The sequence below is a fragment of the Actinomadura sp. WMMA1423 genome (genome assembly GCF_006547145.1).
GTDB lineage: Bacteria > Actinomycetota > Actinomycetes > Streptosporangiales > Streptosporangiaceae > Spirillospora.
Genome location: NZ_CP041244.1, coordinates 5,695,002 through 5,711,740, shown reverse-complemented (window position 1 = coordinate 5,711,740; position 16,739 = coordinate 5,695,002). Strand labels below are relative to the sequence as shown.

The following is a 16,739-nucleotide window of genomic DNA, read 5'->3' as shown; positions in this document are numbered from 1 at the left end:
TCGGGCCGCACGAGCCGGACGATCAGGAGAGCGCGTTGTCGGCCTCGGTGAGGAAGGTCTTGGCCGCCGCGTCCGGCTGCGCCTTGCCGAACAGCACCGAGTCGGTCGCGCGCTTGAGGATGTCCTCCATCTCCATCGCGCCCTTGGGCGGGACGACGACCGGGCTGAGGTCGCCCTTGATCGAGTCCATGAAGGCCAGCACCTTCTGGTCCGCCGGGGTCAGCTTGCCCTTGATCGACGTGATGACCTTGGAGTTGGTGGGCAGGCCGCGGTCGCTGAGCAGGATCCCGCCCGCGTCCGGGTCGTTGACCAGGAAGTCGACGAACTTACGGGCGTTCTCGCTCTTGTCCGTCCTGGCCGAGATCGTGTAGTACATCGCCGGCTGGAGGAACATGCCCGAGGCGGAGGCGCCCGGCGCCTTCGGCATGCGCAGCAGGTCGAGCTCCTGCCCGGAGCCCTTGGTCAGGGCGTCGAGCTGGTTGCTCCACCAACTGCCGAAGACGCTGGTCTTGGATCCGAGCAGGGCCAGGTCGACCTTGGTCCCCGTCTCCAGCATCTTGCTCGCCGACGGCCCCGCCTTCGTGTCGATGATCTTCTTCAGCAGGGCCCACCAGTCCTTGATGGTCTGCTCCGACAGGGCCACCTTGCCGTCGCCGTAGAACTGCTCGCCGCGCTGCGCGGCGAAGATCTGCAGGAACGCCGGGTTCTCGTTGTACTCGGTGCCCCAGACCTTGCCGCCGCTCTTCTCGGTGATCCGCTGGGAGGTCGCGATGTAGTCGTCCCAGGTCCAGGTCTTGTCGTCCGGCGTCTTCTGGCCGTACTTCTCCAGGGCCGCCCTGTTGACGATCATCGGGAAGGCGTTGACCCCGGTGGGGATCGCGTACTGCTTGCCGTCGACCTGCCCGGCCTTGAGGACGCTCTGGTCGAGGTCGGCCGTGTTCACCTTGCCGGTCAGGTCGGCGAGGGTGCCGCGGCCCGCGTACTCCGCCAGGCCGCGGATCTCGATCGACATGACGTCCGGGGCGTCCCCGGCGGCGGTCTTGGTGGCCAGCTTCTCGTAGTAGCTGTCCCAGTCGGAGAAGTCGCCCTCGACGTCGATCCCCGGGTTCTTCTCCTCGAACTTGGCGATGGCCGCCTCGGTCAGCTTCTGCCGGGAGTCGCTGCCCCAGTAGGAGAAGACGATTTTGTTCTTGCCGCCGGAATCGCCGTCACCGCTGCCGCACGCGGTGGCGGAGACCGCGAGCAGGGTGATGGCGGTGGCCGCCAGGATGCGCTTCATGTGTCGTGTACCTCCGGGGACGGGGGTGGGGAGGGACGGGGGGCGGTTCGACGTGCGTTACTTGAGGCCGGTCGTCGCCATGCCGCGGACGAGGTACTTCTGGCCGGCCAGGAAGAAGCCGAAGATCGGACCGAGCGAGATGATCGACATCGCGAACATCGGCCCCCAGGAGGAGTCGCCGCTGGAGTCCATGAACTGGCGCAGCGCGACCGGGGCGGTGAGCCTGTCGGAGTTGGTGAGGTAGAGGTTCTGGGTGAAGAAGTCGTTCCACGTCCAGATGAAGGTGAAGATCGCCGTGGTGGCCAGCGCCGGGACGCAGAGCGGCATCACCACCTGCAGGAACGTGCGCCAGTAGCCGGCGCCGTCGATCGCCGCGGCCTCGTCCAGCTCCCGGGGGAGGGTGCGGATGAACTGCACCATCAGGAAGATGAAGAACGCGTCGGTGGCGAGGAACTTCGGCACCACGATCGGCCAGATCGTGTTGATCCAGTCGATCTTGTTGAACATGATGTACTGCGGCACGACCGTCACATGGTGCGGCAGCATGATCGAGCCCAGCATGAGCGCGAACCAGAACCGCTTGAACGGGAACTCCAGCCGGGCGAACGCGTAGGCCGCCATCGAGCAGGCCACCAGGTTCCCGACCACCGCGAGGGACGTGATGACCGCGGAGTTCCAGAGGTAGTAGCCGAAGGAGTGCTTGAGGGCGCCCCATCCGCCGGTGTAGTTCGCGCCCGTCACCTCGGAGGGCACCAGGCCGGGCTCCCGGAAGATCAGCTCCTCGGGCTTGACCGAGCTGGAGACCATCCAGAACAGCGGGTAGAGCATGAACAGCCCGAACCCGATCAGCAGCAGATGCCTGGTCACCCGCGAGACGGGCCGGAAGAGCACCGGGGCGCGCGTACCGCCCTTCATGCGCCCGCCCTGCGTCCCGCCGCCGTCCGGCGCCGTGCGCTTACCTGTCGTCGCCATAGAAGACCCAGAATCGAGACATGAGGAAGTTGACGGCGGTCAGGGCCGCGATGATGAGCAGGAGCACCCACGCCATGGCGGCCGCGTAGCCCATCTCGTAGTTCTTGAAGCCCTTGATGTAGAGGTAGAGCGTGTAGAAGAGGGTCGAGTCGACCGGCCCGCCGTTGCCGCCGCTGACGACGAACGACTGCGTGAACGACTGGAACGACTTGATCACTTCCAGCACGGCGTTGAAGAAGATGATCGGTGTGAGCAGCGGCAGCGTGATCGAGCGGAACTGCCGGAGCCGTCCGGCGCCGTCCACCCGGGCCGCCTCGTAGAGGCTCTGCGGGATCTGCCGCAGCCCGGCCAGGAAGATCACCATCGGGGCGCCGAACGTCCAGACGTGCAGGACGATCAGCGTCCAGAGCGCGGTGTCGGGGCTCGTGACCCAGCCCTGCCCCTCGTAGCCGAACCAGCCGAGGAACGTGTTGACGATCCCGTCCACCCCGAAGATCTTCTTCCACAGGATGGAGATCGCCACGCTGCCGCCGAGCAGCGAGGGCAGGTAGAAAACCGACCGGTAGAACGACAGCCCGCGCAGCCCCCGGTCCAGGGCCATGGCCAGCCCGAGGGCGAAGGCGAGCTGCAGCGGGACCGAGACGACGACGTAGGTCGTCGTGACCCTGAGGGAGTTCATGAACCGGGCGTCGGCCGTGAACATCGTGTCGTAGTTCTCCAGGCCGACCCAGTGCGCCTCGCTGAGCAGGCTGTAGTCGGTGAACGACAGGTACAGCGAGGCGATCATCGGGCCGAGCGTGATGGCGAACAGCCCGATGAACCAGGGAGCCAGGAACAGGTGGGCCGCCCACGCCTGCGAGCGGGCGCGGGAACCCGCGCGGCGCCGGGGGCGGCGCCGCGGGCCGCGCGCGTCCGCCTCGCCGGGCGGCGCGGCCGGCGGCTGCGGCGTCGCCGCCGTGCCGGACGCCGCGGATCTCAGCGTCATCACTGGCCCTTCGGGTGAGTCGGGCGAATCGAGATAGCGCTTTCTTAACGCTCCAGCGGCGATCACGTCAACCCTTTGCAGTGAGCTGGCTCACGATCGCTTTCGAGCTCGCTTCGAATAGCCCCAGGTCAAGCTCGAATTAGCCACACAGCGCGAGCGCTAGATTGATGCGCGTTGCGTGCCGTTACTACAACCGCTTGCAGTTCAGGCATGACCGAAGCGATAGGTGGTGACCGAAACGTGCTCCTGGCCGGGCAGCAGGACCGCGGACGGGAACGCGGGCCGGTTCGGCGCGTCCGGAAAGCGCTGGGTCTCCAGGCACAGCCCGGCGAACGGGCCGAACGGCGTGGCGACGCCGTCCAGCATGTGGCCGGTGTAGAACTGGACGCCCGGTTCGGTGGTCGTGACCTCCATCGTCCGGCCCGTGGCCGGGTCGATGACCGACGCCCCGCCCCGGAGCACGAAGCAGTGGTCGTAGCGGCCGCCGAGCCGCGCGCCCACCCGGGTGGGGGCGGTGAAGTCGAACGGCGTCCCGGCCACCGGGGCGGGGCCGCCGGTGGGGATCTTCCCCTCGTCGACCGGCAGGTAGCGGTCGGCCTCGATCGCCACCACCTGGCGGCGCACGTCCCTCGTGCCGGACAGGTCGAAGTAGGAGTGGTTGGTCAGGTTGACCACCGTGGGGGCGTCGGTCGTGGCCCGGTACTCCAGCCGCAGGGCGTCGCCGTCCAGCAGGTACCGGACCTCGGCGCGCAGCTCGCCGGGATAGCCCTCCTCGCCGTCCGGGCTCACCAGGCTCAGCAGCAGCTCCGCCGGGCCCGCCGACTCCACGCGCCACACCCGCTTGTCGAAGCCCCGGACGCCACCGTGCAGGCTGTGCTCGCCGTCGTTGAGGGCGAGCCGGTGCTCCCTGCCGTCGAGCGTGAACCGGCCCCCGGCGATGCGGTTGGCGTACCGGCCGACGACCGCGCCGAAGTACCGGCTGCGGTGCAGGTAGTCCTCCAGCGTGGCGAGGCCCAGGACCACGTCGGCGCCATCGGCGACCTCCAACCGCTGGAGGATCGCCCCGTAGGTGAGGACGCAGGCGCGCAGCCGCCCGTTGTCGAGCACGTACCGCTCGACCCGCTCGCCTCCGGGGGTGACGCCGAAGTCGGTCACGGCCTCGGACTCGGAGGTGGCGCCTTCTTCGGGGGTGGCGCCGGGGGCGCCGTCGTGAAGCCTCATGGGGATCCTTTCGGGGGAGCGGTGGACTCGCGGACGACCAGGTGCGTCTCCAGGACGGTGGCGGCGCTCATCGACCTGATGAGCAGGTCGACGGCCATGCGCCCGGCGTCGGCCGTGGGCATCGCGACCGTCGTGAGCTTCGGCCGGTGCAGCCGCCCGGTGACGCTGTCGTCGACGCCGACCACGCTGAGGTCGCCGGGCACGCTGAGGCCCCGCTCCTCCAGGGCCTCGATGAGGCCGATCGCGACGAGGTCGTTGTAGGCGAGGACGCCGGTGACCCCCGCCTCGGCCACCCGTTCGGCGACGGCGATGCCGCCCTCCTCGGTGGGCGCGTTGGGGCCGATGACGAGCGTGTCGAGGCCGGGCACGTCGGCCACGGCCCGGCGGATCTCACCGCTCGTCCAGGAGCCGGCCGGCCCCGCGACGAGGGCGACGCGCCGGTGGCCGAGCGCGGCGAGGTGCTCCATGGCGGCGCGCGCGCCCTGGGCGACGTCCATCACGACGGTCGGGACACCGCGCATGCGCCGGTTGACCAGGACGAACGGGATCGTCTCGGCGAGCTTGTCCAGAACCTTGTTCGACGAGCGCGGGCTGCACAGCACGATCCCGTCCACCTGCTTGGAGAAGGCCTGGACGAGGTCCTGCTCCTCCGCGGGGTCCTCGTCGGTGTCGGCGACGAACAGGTGGTAGTCCTGGCCGCGGGCGGCGGCCTGGGCCGCCTTGATCAGCGGGGGGAAGAACGGGTTGGCGAGGTCGGCCACGATCAGCCCGAGGTTGCCCGTCCGCCCCGTGGTGAGCGAGCGGGCAGCCCGGTTCGGCCGGTAGCCGAGCCGCTCGGCCACCGCGAGGACCCGGGTCCGCGTCTCGGCGTTGACCATGTGGGGCGCGGAGAACGTCCGCGACACCGTCGACACATGCACGCCGGAGGCGTGCGCCACATCCCGGATCGTCACTGCCATGGCACCCATACTAACGCAACCGTTTGCACGCCACGGATCATCAGAAGGGTTGTAATAGCTGGTCAGACGCCGTCTCTTGACGTACGACGGGAGTTGGGGCGATCGTTACTGCAACTGTTTGCAGGAGAATCGAAGGAGTCGACGCGGTGAGCAGAGTGCTCGTCACCGGTAGCGCGGGCCGGCTCGGCCGAAGCGTCGTGGCCGTGCTGGCGGCCGCCGGGCACGAGGTGATCGGCGTCGACACCGCCCCCGGCACCCCCCGGGACGCCGCCGCCACCCTACCGGCCGACCTCACCGACCTCGGCGAGGCCCATTCCGCCATCACCCGGTTCCGGCCGGACGCGGTCGTCCACCTCGCCGCCATCGCGGTCCCCTTCGGCCGGACGGACGCCACGACGTTCCGCGTCAACACCCAGCTCGCCTTCAACGTGTGCGCGGCCTCGGTCGCGCTCGGCGTGGAGAGGCTCGTGGTCGCCAGCAGCCCGACGGTGATGGGCTACGGCGCGCCCGGCGGCTGGGCGCCCGACTACCTGCCGCTGGACGAGGAGCACCCGGCCCGGCCGTGGAACGTCTACAGCCTGTCGAAGCTGGTCGCCGAGCAGACCGTGCGGACGTTCGCGCGCTCGGCGGTGGGCACGCGGATGGCCGCGTTCCGTCCCTGCTTCGTGGTCGCGCCCGAGGAGTGGGAGGGCGCCCCCACCCAGTCGGGCCACACGATCCGCGAGCGGCTGGACCGGCCCGAGATCGGCGGCGCCTCCTTGTTCAACTACCTCGACGCCCGGGACGCCGGCGCGTTCGTCGACGCCCTGCTCACCGGGCTTCCCCGGCTGGAGCGCAACGGCGAGGTGTTCTTCGCGGGCGCGGCCGACGCACTGGCCCGCGAGCCGCTGTCCGAACTGCTCCCCCGCTTCGTCCCGCAGGCCGAGGAGCAGGCCGAGGGCCTCACCGGCACCTCCCCCGCCTTCTCCTGCGCCAAGGCCGAGCGGCTGCTCGGCTGGACGCCCGCGCGCAGCTGGCGCACCGAACTCACCGAGCCCTCCTAGCCGCCGGCTCCCCCGAAGGGACGGTCGCCCATGGAACGGGTACCAGAATGATCAAAGATCTGTCGGTCGCGCTGCGGTCGGTGCCGCTGGCCAGGCCGTGGGGAGCGGACGTGCCCTGCAACCACGTCCTGGTCGTGACGCTCACGCTGGACGACGGACGCTCGGGGACCGGCATCTCCTGGACCCCGCAGATCGGGGCGCACGCGGTCAAGGCGCTGCTGGAGCACGACGTCCGGGACGCGGTCATCGGGCTTCCGGCGCACCCCGGCCTCGTCTGGGACCACCTGTCGGCCCACCTCGGCGAAGCAGGACGGACCGGGATCGTCCCGCTCGCCATGGCCGGAGTGGATCTCGCACTGTGGGACCTGGAGTGCGGCGAGCGCCCGCTGACGGAGGTGCTCGGGGCGCGGCGCGAGAGCGTCCCCGTCTACGGAAGCGGCGTCAACCTGCACTACACGCTGGAGGAACTGACCGCGCAGGCCGCGCGGTGGGCCGCCGCCGGGTACCGCGCCGTCAAGGTCAAGGTGGGCCGGCCCTCGCTCGCCGAGGACGTCGCGCGCGTGGCCGCCGTCCGCGACGTCATCGGCCCGGACACGGCGCTGATGATCGACGCCAACCAGCGGTGGGACCTGCACCGGGCGCGGACCGCGCTGCGGGCGCTGGAGCGGTTCGACCCGTTCTGGGTCGAGGAGCCGCTGCCCGCCGACGACGTCGCCGCCCACGCGGAGCTCCGCCGCTCCATCGGCACGCCGGTCGCGGTCGGGGAGAACGTCGCCACGGCGCACGGCTTCCGCGACCTGCTGACGGCGGGGGCGTGCGACGTCGTCCAGCCGAACGCGGTGCGGGTCGGCGGGATCACCCCGTTCCTGCGCGTCGCCGACCTCGCCCGCGTCTTCGACGTGCCCGTCTACCCGCACCTGCTCACCGAGCTGTCCGGGCAGCTCGCCCTGGCGCTGCACCACCCCGCGATGGTGGAGCTGGTCGAGGACGCCTCGCTCACCGACCTCGGACTGCTCGCCGCCCCGTCGCCCGTGGAGTTCGCCGGGACGGACCTGCGCGCGACGGGCGCCCCGACGAGGTGGGTGCGATGACCGCCGCGGAGGACGGGCCGGTCCGGGTCGTCGTGGCCGGGGTCCACGGTTACGGAAAGCACCATCTGGACAACGTCGCCCGGCTCGCCGCGGCGGGCCGGGCGGAACTGGCGGGGGTGTGCGACCTGCGGCCGCCGTCCGGGCTCGGCGTGCCCGTGTCGGCCGACCTGCCCTCGCTGATCGGCGAGACCGGGGCGGAGATCGCGGTGATCGCCACGCCGATCCACACCCACGCCCCGCTGGCCGTGGCCGCGCTCGGAGCCGGCGCGCACGTGCTCCTGGAGAAGCCGCCCGCGCCGTCGGTCGAGGAGTTCGAGAGGATCTCGGGCGCGGTGGCCCGGACGGGGCTGGCCTGCCAGGTCGGCTTCCAGTCGCTCGGCTCGGAGGCGGTCCCGGCCGCCCGGGAGCTGCTCGGCGGGGCGGTGCGCGGCATCGGGGTGGCCGGGGCCTGGAGCCGGCCGTTCGCCTACTACACCCGCTCGGCCTGGGCGGGACGCCGCAGGCTCGACGGCGCCGACGTCATGGACGGCGCCCTCACCAACCCCTTCGCCCACGCGGTGGCGACCGCCCTTGCCGTGGCGGGGGCGGACACGGCGGAGTCGATCGCCGGAGTCGAGCTCGAGCTGTACCGGGCCAACGCGATCGAGTCCGACGACACCTCCAGCGCCCGGGTCCGGCTCGCGGACGGGACCGCCATCGCGATCACCGTGTCGCTGTGCTCCGACCAGCGCACCGAGCCCTACCTGCACGTGCACGGCCGGGCCCGGTCCGCCCGCCTCTTCTACACGGTCGACGAGATCGAGTCGGACGGGGTCATCACCGGCTACGGCCGGGCGGACCTGCTCGACAACCTCATCGCGCACGTCCGTGAGGGCGCCGAACTGCTCGTGCCGCTCGCGCGCACGGGCGGCTTCACCCGGCTGCTCGACGCGATCCGCCTCGCCCCCGACCCGCGTCCCGTCGACGGGCGGTTCGTCCGGGCCGAGCCGTCCAGGCTGGTCCTGCCCGGTATCGAGGACCTCGCCGTGCGCGCCGCCGAGGAGCTGAAGACGCTCTCCGAGCTGGGCTTCCCCGGCAGCCTGGGGTCGGTGCGGGCACCCTGGCCCCAGACCGGGCTGCGAGTGGGCGGGCGGGAGGTGGCCGCCTACGTCGAGCGCGGCGACCTCCAGGCCGCCGACGCGCCGCGCCCCCACCTGCACCCCGTCCGGACCCTCGGCGGGAGGGTCGTCACCGAGAGCCGCCCGGACGACCACGTCCACCACCTCGGGGCCGGCGTCGCGATCTCCGACGTCGACGGCGTCAACTTCTGGGGCGGCTCCACCTACGTGCGCGGGGAAGGGCCGCGGATGCTCGCGAACCACGGGCGGCAGAGGCGCCGATCGCTGCGTACCGTCGACGGCGGCTACGCGGAGGAACTCGACTGGACGGGACCGGACGGGACCGTCCTCGCCACCGGCGAGCGGACCCTGACGGCGAGGCCCGTGCCCGCGCGGATCGCGTCCGGCGCGTGGGCGCTGGACTTCGCGTTCACGCTGACCGGCCGGACCGGGCGGCCGCTCGTCCTGCAGAGCTCGGCATGCAAGGGCCGGGTGGGCGCCGGGTACGGCGGCTTCTTCTGGCGCGCCCCCAAGGGCTCCGCCGGCCTGGCCGTCTTCACCGGCGAGGCGTCCGGTGAAGAGGCGGTGCACGGCAGCGCCACACCCTGGCTCGCACTGACCTCCGACGCGTGGAGCCTGGTCTTCGTCCAGACCACGGGGCTCGATCCCTGGTTCGTCCGGGTCGCCGAGTATCCGGGGGTCGGGCCCGCGCTGGCGTGGGACGAGCCGCTCACCGTCCCGGAACGGCTGGAGCGCGCTGTCACCGTGGTCGTCGCGGACGGGCGGCTCGCCCCGGACCGCGCCCGCCTCCTCGCGGACGAGGCGGCGGGCCCGGCGGGCGAGCGCGTCAGGCGGCGGTGAAGACCTCGGCGGCGGCGCTCTCGTGGAGCTCCTCGAGGAGGGTGATCTGGCTCTGGGCCCGCTCGCGCAGGGTGTCCAGCTCCCCCGCGTCCAGGTCCGGGAACCGGTCGGCGAGGAGGCGCAGCGTGCGCCATCCGGCGGCCTTGCCCTCGACGGCCAGGCGCAGGGACTCGTACTCCACCAGGTCGGTCAGCGGGGAGCGCTCCTTCAGGCGGCCGTTGAACTTGAGCCGTCCCGCGACCTCGGCGGCGGACACCACGAGGCTCTTGTAGCGGCGGACGGGGATGCCGAGCGAGCCCATGATGGCCAGCAGCGCCCCCCGGTCGGCCGCGATGTCCCCGGCCAGCCGCCGCAACCGCTCCTCGTCCGGCCTGCCCTGGTGCGCCCGGGCGAGCGCGCGGGACCTCCCCACGCCGGCGGCCGCGCCCGCGAGATGGTCGTTCAGGTAGATCGCCAGGAACGGTCCGGCACTGCTGTCCATACAGGGTCCTCTCGCGTGCGGGCCGTGGCCCTGCCGGGTGTGACGGTGGCCCGTCGGTGACTCACCTCGCGGTACCCGGAGGACGGGCGGGTACTCGCCCGCGCCACGCGGCCCGGCCGCCCGTCCCGTGCGGTCCGGACACCCCCTCGTCCGGAGTGGGCAAAAACCGGCCAATGTGCGCTTGTGCAGGTGAACGCACGGGTACGGCCCGACCGACCAAGGGGGGAAAATGATCAAGACACTGCACAAGCGGGGCATCAAGTCGCACCACATGTACACCGCGGGGCTCGGGTCGATCGGGCTGGCGCTCGCGTCGTGGGCGCTCTCCAGCCGGCTGGAGGAGGCGGGCATGGACCGCGCCGACAGGTGGGGCATCTTCGTCGGCGAGTGGGCTCCGACCTTCTTCGCCATCGGCCTCGCCCTGCGCATGGAGGAGATGCGGGAAGAGGGCACCGAGGTCCCGCAGCAGCGCGGCGAGATGGACGAGCGCGCCAGGGGCCGCGCCTCCCACGCGATGCGCTAGCAGGATCCTCGGGTTACGGCCCTCGTCCGCCCTCGCCGCACACCCGTAGAAGCCAGGCGTCTCGGACGCGATGTCTGGGACGATGGCCCGCATGACCGAACGCACCGGCCTGCGGGCGGCCGAGGAGGAACTGCTTCCGCCGGCGGACTGGGGACGCGGTCGGGGCACCGCGACCGGAGTACGGGCGGGGTGGGCGTTCGGGGCGCTGGTGGCGGTCCTCGCGCTCGGCCGGACGTGGGCGGCGCCGCGCATCGACGCGCGGGCCCTGGACGCCTGGGCCACGATCTTCGTGGCGGTGTGCGTGCAGGCGCTGCCGTTCCTGGTCTTCGGCGTCGCGCTGTCGGCCGCGATCACGGCGTTCGTCCCGGCATCGCTGTGGCGGCGGGTGCTGCCGCGCCGACCGGGTGCGGCGGTGCCGGTCGCGGGCGCGATGGGAGCCGTCCTGCCGGGGTGCGAGTGCGCGTCGGTGCCGGTCGCGGGCGGGCTGATGGCGCGCGGGGTGGCGCCCGCCGCCGCGCTGACGTTCCTGCTGGCCGCACCCGCGATCAACCCGGTCGTGCTGGTCGCCACGGCGGTCGCCTTCCCGGGCAGGCCGGACATGGTGGCCGGACGCTTCGCCGCCTCGCTGCTGGTGGCGGTGCTGGCCGGGTGGGCGTGGCTGGCGCTGGGCAGAAGCGAGTGGCTCAGGGTGCCCTCCCGCCCGCACGCGCACGGGGCAGCCGGACGCCTGGACGCCTTCCGGCAGGCCATGCGGCACGACGTCATGCACGCCGGAGGGTTCCTGGTCGTGGGCGCCGCGGCGGCCGCGACCATCAACGCCGCGGTCCCGTCGCACTGGGTCTCCTCGGCGGCGGGCAACGCCGTGGTGTCGGTCCTGCTGCTGGCGGTGCTGGCCGTGCTGATGTCCATCTGCTCCGAGGCCGACGCGTTCGTGGCGGCCAGCCTGTCGCAGTTCTCCACCACCGCGCGGCTGACCTTCCTCGTGGTCGGGCCGATGGTGGACCTCAAGCTGATCGCGTTGCAGGCGGGCTTCTTCGGCCGGCGCTTCGCGGTCCGGTTCGCCCCGCTGACGTTCTGCCTGGCGGTGGGGGTCAGCGCGCTGGTGGGAGGGCTTCTGCCGTGAGCAGGCCCGCACAGAACCTGCTGCTGGGCCTGCTCGGCGGCGCCATGCTGTGGATCACGCTGGGCAGCGGCGAGTACGTCAACTACGTCCGGCCCGGGTTCGGCTACCCGCTGGTGGCCGCGGCGATCACGCTGGTCGTTCTGGGGGCCGTCGGACTGCTCCGGGAGTGGCGGGACACCGGCGGCGAGGACCCGGCCGCCCACCACGACCGGGCGGCCCGCAGAGACCGGACGGCCCGGAAGAACCCTGCCGGCCACGACGACCACGGGCATGGGCCGGGTGTGGCATGGCTGCTCTGCCTGCCGGTCCTGGCGATCTTCGTGATCGCGCCGCCCGCGCTCGGCTCGTTCACCGCCGCGCGCGGCGCCGGCCGCGCCGCGCCGCCGCCGTCGCCCGCCGAAGGCTTCGCCCCGCTGCCGAGCACGGGTGCGCCCGTCCCCATGAGCATGGGCGAGTTCATCGGACGCGCCTACGAGGCGCAGATGGGCGACCCCGCCTCGCTCGAGGGGATTCCGGTGCGGCTGACGGGCTTCGTGAGCCCCCCGGCGAAGGGCGAGCGCGGCTGGCGCGTCACCCGGCTGAAGGTCGCCTGCTGCGCGGGGGACGCCGTTCCGTTCCCGGTGATCGTGCGCGGCCTGCCCCGGCCGCCCGCCGACACGTGGGTGCGGGTCGACGGGGTGTGGGAACCGCCCGCGACCGGGCGCCGGGCGACGGTGGTCCAGACGCTGCGCGGACGGTCCCTCCAGCGGATCGGCAGGCCCGGCGACCCTTACGAGTGACCGTCCTCGCCGATCACTCGGCGCCCGGCGGGACCTCGTCGCTCCCGGGCACCCGCCGGACCTCGATCTTGGCTCCGGGGGCCGCCGGGACCCGCTTGGCCCACTCGACCGCCTCCTGCTTCGAGGCGACGTCGAGCAGGAAGAAGCCCCCGAACAGCTCCTTGGTCTCGCCGTACGGCCCGTCGGAGACCACAGGGGTCTCGCCGCCGAACTCGACCACGACGCCCTCGTCCGGAGTGTCGAGCCCTTCCGCCGCGAGGAGGACGCCCGCCTTGTCCATCTCCTCGATGAAGCGGCGGGTAGTGGTCATCAACGCGTCGATGTCGGCCATCATGGCCGCGTTCGACTCGTCGGTGCCCCGCATGATCAGCAGGTACTTCGCCATCGCGTCCTCCTCGTCCGGCGGGGCCGCCTCTCGGCCCGCGCACTCACAGGTCGAACGGGCGGGCCGCGGATCGACACGGCCCCGGAGAATTCTCTCGCCGCGCTTCCGGAACCGGGAGCGGCGGACGGCCCGCACCCGGGGTGGCCGGGCACGGGCCGCCGTCTACTCCAGCGGGGCGGCCGCCTCCTGATGGGGGCGGGCCCGCCGTCATCGCCGGGTCCCGTCAGCAGGTCAGGTTGCTCCCTGCGGGGACGCCGAGGATCTGGGTGAAGCGCTGGTAGGCGTTCACCCGGCTCTGCACCTGGGCCGGGTTCCGGCCGTCGCATTCCAGGGACCCGTTGATGCTGCGGATCGTCTCGCCGAAGCCGCGGCCGTTGACCATCGCGTTGTGGCCGGTCATGCTGCCGGGGCCGCTCTGGGTCATCCAGTACCAGAGCCCGGTCCGCCACGAGACCGACGCGTCCCGTTCGACCAGCCACGGGTTGTTCAGCAGGTCGAGGCCGAGGGCGTCACCGGCCGCCTTGTAGTTGAAGTTCCAGCTCAGCTGGATGGGACCGCGCCCGTAGTACGCCGCCTGTCCGGCCGGGCAGCCGTAGGGCCGGCCCGCGTCGCAGTAGTGCGGGTAGTTCGCGGTGTTCTGCTCGACGACGTAGACCAGCCCACCGGTCTCATGGTTGACGTTGGCCAGGAAGGCGGCCGCCTCCTGCTTCTTCACGGTGTCGCTTCCCGTGTTGGCGAACGCCGGGAAGGCCGCCATCGCCGCGGTCAGGCCGCCGTAGCCGTAGAACGAGTTGCGGCTCGGGAACATCTGGGCGAACTGGGACTCGCTCACGACGAACCCGCCCTGGCCGGGCGGATCACCGGGATCGGACGGCCCGCCGCACGTCCCCTGATCGGCCCACACGTCGGCGCGGCCCGGCGTCTCGTTCTGCGTCCACCACTTCGCCGACCAGTTGTGCCCGTTGTAGGACACCGTGGCACCGCCGGTGTAGACGGCGGAGGAACTCCATGCCGCGGCGCAGTCCGCGGCGAGGGCCGGGGGCGCCGAGACGACGCCCGGCAGCGCCGCCGCCGCGAGCAGGGCGGCACCGAGCAGCAGGGCGCCGAGCAGCCGGGGGACGCGCGGCGAAGGGACGCGCCGCGCCTTGCGGACGGGCATCACTGGACGTTCACATCCACGCAGGCGTAGAAGGCGTTGGCCGTGTCGGCGATGTTCCAGACCGCCAGCACCTTCTGCCGCCCGGTGACGCCGCCGAGGTCGACCGAGTGCGAGACGGTGGACGGCGGCTGCTGGCCGTTGCCGTCGACCACGGCGACGCGCGTGCCGCCGACGTAGTACTCGTAGTTCGAGGTGCGGTGCCGGGCGGTGAACGTCCAGGTGAAGGTCACCGTCCGGCCGACGGTGGTGGCCCGCCAGCCCTTGGCGTCGTCGTCGAGTTCGGCGAACCGCGCGTTGCCGCCGCTGCAGCTGCGCAGGCCCTTCGGGCCCTCGACGCTCTGCGGCTCCCACTGGATGGAGCCGCACTGGACGATGTGCTGCGCGCACTGGGCCTGCCGGCTCATCGGCGCCGAGACGTATCCGTGCGCCCAGGCAGATGTCGCCGGTATCACCACGGCGACGAGCGGGGCGACGGCGGCGCCCGCCGTGACGGCGGCGATCCTGCGCGAGCGCTTCGTGCGGGGGATCTTCTTCATGCGGGGGGTCCTTGCGTGGTGGGGTGGTCATGGGAGGTCGTCGCGGCGGGGTCCGCCGCGAGGGGAGCAACCAGCGGACGCGGGGCCGGCCTCGCGGTGCCGGAGGCGTCGGGGTGGGGCGCGGGGCATGCACACTCCATCGGATAGGAAACTTTCCTATCGGATTTACGGCACGTTAACCCCGCGCGCGGGGCACGGCAAGGCTCCGGCTGGGGCCGCCGGAGCGGGCCTGCAGGACCAGTGCAGGCAGGGCGGCGAACCAGCCGGTTCCGGCCGCGAGATTCGGCACCATTCCCCATACCGGCATCCAGATGGTCGGCAGTGCCTGCCAAAGGCCCCGGCCCAGACCGGACCAAGGCCCCCGCCCAGGGCGTGCTCGACCCGCCTGAGAAGGCGGCGGCGAGGGGATGCGCGGACGCGCGTGGGGGGCAGGTTCCGGTCACCGGGACACCCCTTGGAGGGGCGCCCTCGCCCTTCTACGATCGGGCCACCCATTTCTGTCGCCTGACCGGCGGGAACATCCCGCGTCCGGCCGGGACGGCGGCGCCGACAGGGCCAGGCGCGGGCCCTCGTTAGCGGTCGCCTCGCTGCGCGGTGCCCGCTGAGAGGAACACATGGACCGGAGCGCTGATTACGTCGTGGTGGGGGCCGGAAGCGCCGGCTGCGTGCTGGCGAAGCGGCTGGCCGAGTCCGGGGCGAGCGTCGTCCTGGTGGAGGCGGGCGGGCCGGACCGGACCCCGCTGGTCCGCAAGCCGGGGCTGATCGCCGTCTTCCACAACATCCCGCAGCTGAAGAAGCGGCTGGACTGGGGCTTCTACAGCGTCCCGCAGAAGAGCGCGCTCGACCGGAGGATCCCGCAGGTCCGGGGGCGCGTCCTCGGGGGCTCGGGGTCGATCAACGGGATGCTGTTCGTGCGCGGCCACCGCAAGAACTACGACGACTGGGCCGCCGAGGGCTGCGCCGGGTGGGGCTTCGACGACGTCCTCGACAGCTACCGGCGGATGGAGAACTGGGAGGACGGCGCCTCCGACCTGCGCGGCGCGGGCGGCCCGATCCAGGTGACGCGGCAGCGGGACCTGACGCCGGCCTCGGAGGCGTTCATCGAGGCGGTCGTCCAGACGGCGGGCGTCAAGCGCAACGACGACTACAACGGCGCCGAGCAGGAGGGCGTGGGGATCTTCCAGCAGAGCGTCGCGGACGGTCTGCGCTACAGCTCGTCCGTCGGCTACCTGGACGACCACGGCCTGCCGAACCTGACGGTCCTCACGAACGTGGCCGTGCACCGGGTCGTGATCGAGAAGGGGCGGGCCACGGGCGTCGAGGTCGCCGGCAAGAAGGGCAAGGCGACGATCCGGGCGTCCCGTGAGGTCGTCCTGTCGGCGGGGGCGTTCGGTTCCCCGCACCTGCTGATGCTGTCGGGCGTGGGCCCGGCCGGCCACCTGAAGGACCACGGGATCGCGGTGCGCGCCGACCTTCCCGTGGGCGACAACCTGCACGACCACATGTTCGTGCCGATGACGTTCGTCATGGACACCGCCCGCCACAAGGGCACCGCGCCCTACTTCGCCAGAGGCGTCGCCAAGGAGTGGACGAGGGGCGGGACGTGGGTCGCCCGCAGCGTGTTCGAGGCGGTCGGCTTCGTCCGCAGCGGGCAGGCGGGCGAGATCCCCGACATCCAGCTGCACGCGCTGCCGTGGTCGTACCCGTTCCCGAACCAGGACGCGCCGGTGCGGCACGCCGTCGACAAGCGGTCCGCGCTCACGATCATGCCGACGCTGATCTACCCGAAGAGCCGCGGCACGGTGCGGCTGGGGTCGGCGGACCCGTCCGCCGCGCCGGTCATCGACCCGGGCTACCTCACCGAGCCCGACGACGCCCGGCTGCTGCTGGACGGCATCGAGCTGGTCCGCGAGGTGATGGCCGGCCAGGTGATCGCCGGGGACGTCAAGGAGGAGCTGTCGCCCGGGTCGCGGTTCCCGGGCCGGGAGGAGCTGGCGAGAGAGCTGCCCAACCGCGCCACGACGGTCTACCACCCGGTGGGGTCGTGCCGCATGGGGGCGGACGAGCGGGCCGTCGTCGACCCCGAGCTGCGCGTGCGCGGCATCGAGGGCCTCCGGGTGGCAGACGCGTCGATCATGCCGAGCATCATCGGCGGCAACACCAACGCCCCGAGCATGATGATCGGCGAGCACGGCGCCAAGCTGATCCTCGGCGGGTAGCCGGTCGCCGGCGAGCAGGAGGCGCC

Annotated in this window: 16 protein-coding genes; 7 read left to right on the top strand and 9 right to left on the bottom strand. The window is 72.2% G+C overall.

The window, feature by feature from the left end; all coding sequences use genetic code 11:
* Window positions 1-22 precede the first annotated feature (22 nt).
* From FKD65_RS26530 to FKD65_RS26510, 5 genes are all read right to left on the bottom strand, one after another.
* The gene (locus FKD65_RS26530; protein ID WP_141580048.1) at window positions 23-1,279 is read right to left on the bottom strand and encodes an ABC transporter substrate-binding protein; all 1,257 of its coding nucleotides are present in this window, start codon (window positions 1,277-1,279) and stop codon (window positions 23-25) included.
* A 57-nt stretch (window positions 1,280-1,336) separates the two neighbouring features.
* Window positions 1,337-2,107: a carbohydrate ABC transporter permease gene (locus FKD65_RS26525; protein WP_240810359.1), complete on the bottom strand. Its 771-nt coding sequence runs from the start codon at window positions 2,105-2,107 to the stop codon at window positions 1,337-1,339.
* A 127-nt stretch (window positions 2,108-2,234) separates the two neighbouring features.
* Entirely contained in the window at window positions 2,235-3,236 is a 1,002-nt protein-coding gene (locus FKD65_RS26520; RefSeq protein WP_141580046.1) for a carbohydrate ABC transporter permease, read from the bottom strand.
* A gap of 204 nt (window positions 3,237-3,440) precedes the next feature.
* A complete protein-coding gene (locus tag FKD65_RS26515; RefSeq protein ID WP_141580045.1) occupies window positions 3,441-4,457 on the bottom strand; it encodes an aldose epimerase family protein in 1,017 nt (338 codons plus the stop codon).
* Window positions 4,454-5,416: a LacI family DNA-binding transcriptional regulator gene (locus tag FKD65_RS26510; protein WP_141580044.1), complete on the bottom strand. Its 963-nt coding sequence runs from the start codon at window positions 5,414-5,416 to the stop codon at window positions 4,454-4,456. The genes FKD65_RS26515 and FKD65_RS26510 overlap by 4 nt, the downstream gene beginning before the upstream one ends.
* 146 nt (window positions 5,417-5,562) lie before the next feature.
* On the opposite strand from FKD65_RS26510, the gene FKD65_RS26505 reads away from it, so the two are divergent.
* The 3 genes from FKD65_RS26505 to FKD65_RS26495 are packed head-to-tail and all read left to right on the top strand — an operon-like array spanning window position 5,563 to window position 9,508.
* Window positions 5,563-6,459, top strand: coding sequence for an NAD(P)-dependent oxidoreductase (locus FKD65_RS26505; RefSeq protein ID WP_141580043.1), 897 nt, complete (start codon window positions 5,563-5,565; stop codon window positions 6,457-6,459).
* A gap of 47 nt (window positions 6,460-6,506) precedes the next feature.
* A complete protein-coding gene (locus FKD65_RS26500; protein WP_168221201.1) occupies window positions 6,507-7,550 on the top strand; it encodes a mandelate racemase/muconate lactonizing enzyme family protein in 1,044 nt (347 codons plus the stop codon).
* Window positions 7,547-9,508: a DUF6807 family protein gene (locus tag FKD65_RS26495; RefSeq protein ID WP_168221200.1), complete on the top strand. Its 1,962-nt coding sequence runs from the start codon at window positions 7,547-7,549 to the stop codon at window positions 9,506-9,508. Before FKD65_RS26500 ends, FKD65_RS26495 begins: the two co-directional genes overlap by 4 nt.
* Here FKD65_RS26495 and FKD65_RS26490 read toward each other — a convergent pair.
* Window positions 9,495-9,989: a hypothetical protein gene (locus tag FKD65_RS26490; protein WP_141580041.1), complete on the bottom strand. Its 495-nt coding sequence runs from the start codon at window positions 9,987-9,989 to the stop codon at window positions 9,495-9,497. The two genes, FKD65_RS26495 and FKD65_RS26490, sit on opposite strands and share 14 nt — an antisense overlap.
* 229 nt (window positions 9,990-10,218) lie before the next feature.
* On the opposite strand from FKD65_RS26490, the gene FKD65_RS26485 reads away from it, so the two are divergent.
* The 3 genes from FKD65_RS26485 to FKD65_RS26475 all read left to right on the top strand — a co-directional run bounded on the left by FKD65_RS26485 (window position 10,219) and on the right by FKD65_RS26475 (window position 12,414).
* Window positions 10,219-10,512: a hypothetical protein gene (locus tag FKD65_RS26485; RefSeq protein ID WP_141580040.1), complete on the top strand. Its 294-nt coding sequence runs from the start codon at window positions 10,219-10,221 to the stop codon at window positions 10,510-10,512.
* A gap of 82 nt (window positions 10,513-10,594) precedes the next feature.
* Window positions 10,595-11,635: a permease gene (locus FKD65_RS26480; RefSeq protein WP_141587091.1), complete on the top strand. Its 1,041-nt coding sequence runs from the start codon at window positions 10,595-10,597 to the stop codon at window positions 11,633-11,635.
* Complete coding sequence (locus tag FKD65_RS26475) at window positions 11,632-12,414, top strand: TIGR03943 family protein (RefSeq protein ID WP_141580039.1); 783 nt, start codon at window positions 11,632-11,634, stop codon at window positions 12,412-12,414. Before FKD65_RS26480 ends, FKD65_RS26475 begins: the two co-directional genes overlap by 4 nt.
* Before the next feature lie 13 nt (window positions 12,415-12,427).
* Here the strand turns inward: FKD65_RS26475 and FKD65_RS26470 are convergent, their stop codons facing one another.
* The 3 genes from FKD65_RS26470 to FKD65_RS26460 form a co-directional block, all read right to left on the bottom strand.
* Window positions 12,428-12,799 (bottom strand): YciI family protein, encoded by a 372-nt coding sequence (locus FKD65_RS26470; RefSeq protein WP_141580038.1) that lies wholly within the window; start codon window positions 12,797-12,799, stop codon window positions 12,428-12,430.
* 223 nt (window positions 12,800-13,022) lie between these two features.
* Window positions 13,023-13,958 (bottom strand): glycoside hydrolase family 19 protein, encoded by a 936-nt coding sequence (locus tag FKD65_RS26465; protein WP_141580037.1) that lies wholly within the window; start codon window positions 13,956-13,958, stop codon window positions 13,023-13,025.
* On the bottom strand, window positions 13,958-14,494 hold the full coding sequence (locus FKD65_RS26460) for a lytic polysaccharide monooxygenase auxiliary activity family 9 protein (protein WP_141580036.1): 537 nt from the start codon (window positions 14,492-14,494) through the stop codon (window positions 13,958-13,960). The genes FKD65_RS26465 and FKD65_RS26460 overlap by 1 nt, the downstream gene beginning before the upstream one ends.
* A 614-nt stretch (window positions 14,495-15,108) precedes the next feature.
* On the opposite strand from FKD65_RS26460, the gene FKD65_RS26455 reads away from it, so the two are divergent.
* On the top strand, window positions 15,109-16,713 hold the full coding sequence (locus FKD65_RS26455; protein WP_141580035.1) for a GMC family oxidoreductase: 1,605 nt from the start codon (window positions 15,109-15,111) through the stop codon (window positions 16,711-16,713).
* Window positions 16,714-16,739: the final 26 nt, after the last annotated feature.

What these genes read in the sequence shown, in the direction of transcription:
- FKD65_RS26530 (WP_141580048.1), bottom strand. Translation starts at nt 1,279, where the DNA reads ATGAAGCGCATCCTGGCGGCCACCGCCATCACCCTGCTCGCGGTCTCC.
- FKD65_RS26525 (WP_240810359.1), bottom strand. Translation starts at nt 2,107, where the DNA reads ATGCTCTACCCGCTGTTCTGGATGGTCTCCAGCTCGGTCAAGCCCGAG.
- FKD65_RS26520 (WP_141580046.1), bottom strand. Translation starts at nt 3,236, where the DNA reads ATGACGCTGAGATCCGCGGCGTCCGGCACGGCGGCGACGCCGCAGCCG.
- FKD65_RS26515 (WP_141580045.1), bottom strand. Translation starts at nt 4,457, where the DNA reads ATGAGGCTTCACGACGGCGCCCCCGGCGCCACCCCCGAAGAAGGCGCC.
- FKD65_RS26510 (WP_141580044.1), bottom strand. Translation starts at nt 5,416, where the DNA reads ATGGCAGTGACGATCCGGGATGTGGCGCACGCCTCCGGCGTGCATGTG.
- FKD65_RS26500 (WP_168221201.1), top strand. Translation starts at nt 6,507, where the DNA reads ATGATCAAAGATCTGTCGGTCGCGCTGCGGTCGGTGCCGCTGGCCAGG.
- FKD65_RS26495 (WP_168221200.1), top strand. Translation starts at nt 7,547, where the DNA reads ATGACCGCCGCGGAGGACGGGCCGGTCCGGGTCGTCGTGGCCGGGGTC.
- FKD65_RS26490 (WP_141580041.1), bottom strand. Translation starts at nt 9,989, where the DNA reads ATGGACAGCAGTGCCGGACCGTTCCTGGCGATCTACCTGAACGACCAT.
- FKD65_RS26485 (WP_141580040.1), top strand. Translation starts at nt 10,219, where the DNA reads ATGATCAAGACACTGCACAAGCGGGGCATCAAGTCGCACCACATGTAC.
- FKD65_RS26480 (WP_141587091.1), top strand. Translation starts at nt 10,595, where the DNA reads ATGGCCCGCATGACCGAACGCACCGGCCTGCGGGCGGCCGAGGAGGAA.
- FKD65_RS26470 (WP_141580038.1), bottom strand. Translation starts at nt 12,799, where the DNA reads ATGGCGAAGTACCTGCTGATCATGCGGGGCACCGACGAGTCGAACGCG.
- FKD65_RS26465 (WP_141580037.1), bottom strand. Translation starts at nt 13,958, where the DNA reads ATGCCCGTCCGCAAGGCGCGGCGCGTCCCTTCGCCGCGCGTCCCCCGG.
- FKD65_RS26460 (WP_141580036.1), bottom strand. Translation starts at nt 14,494, where the DNA reads ATGAAGAAGATCCCCCGCACGAAGCGCTCGCGCAGGATCGCCGCCGTC.
- FKD65_RS26455 (WP_141580035.1), top strand. Translation starts at nt 15,109, where the DNA reads ATGGACCGGAGCGCTGATTACGTCGTGGTGGGGGCCGGAAGCGCCGGC.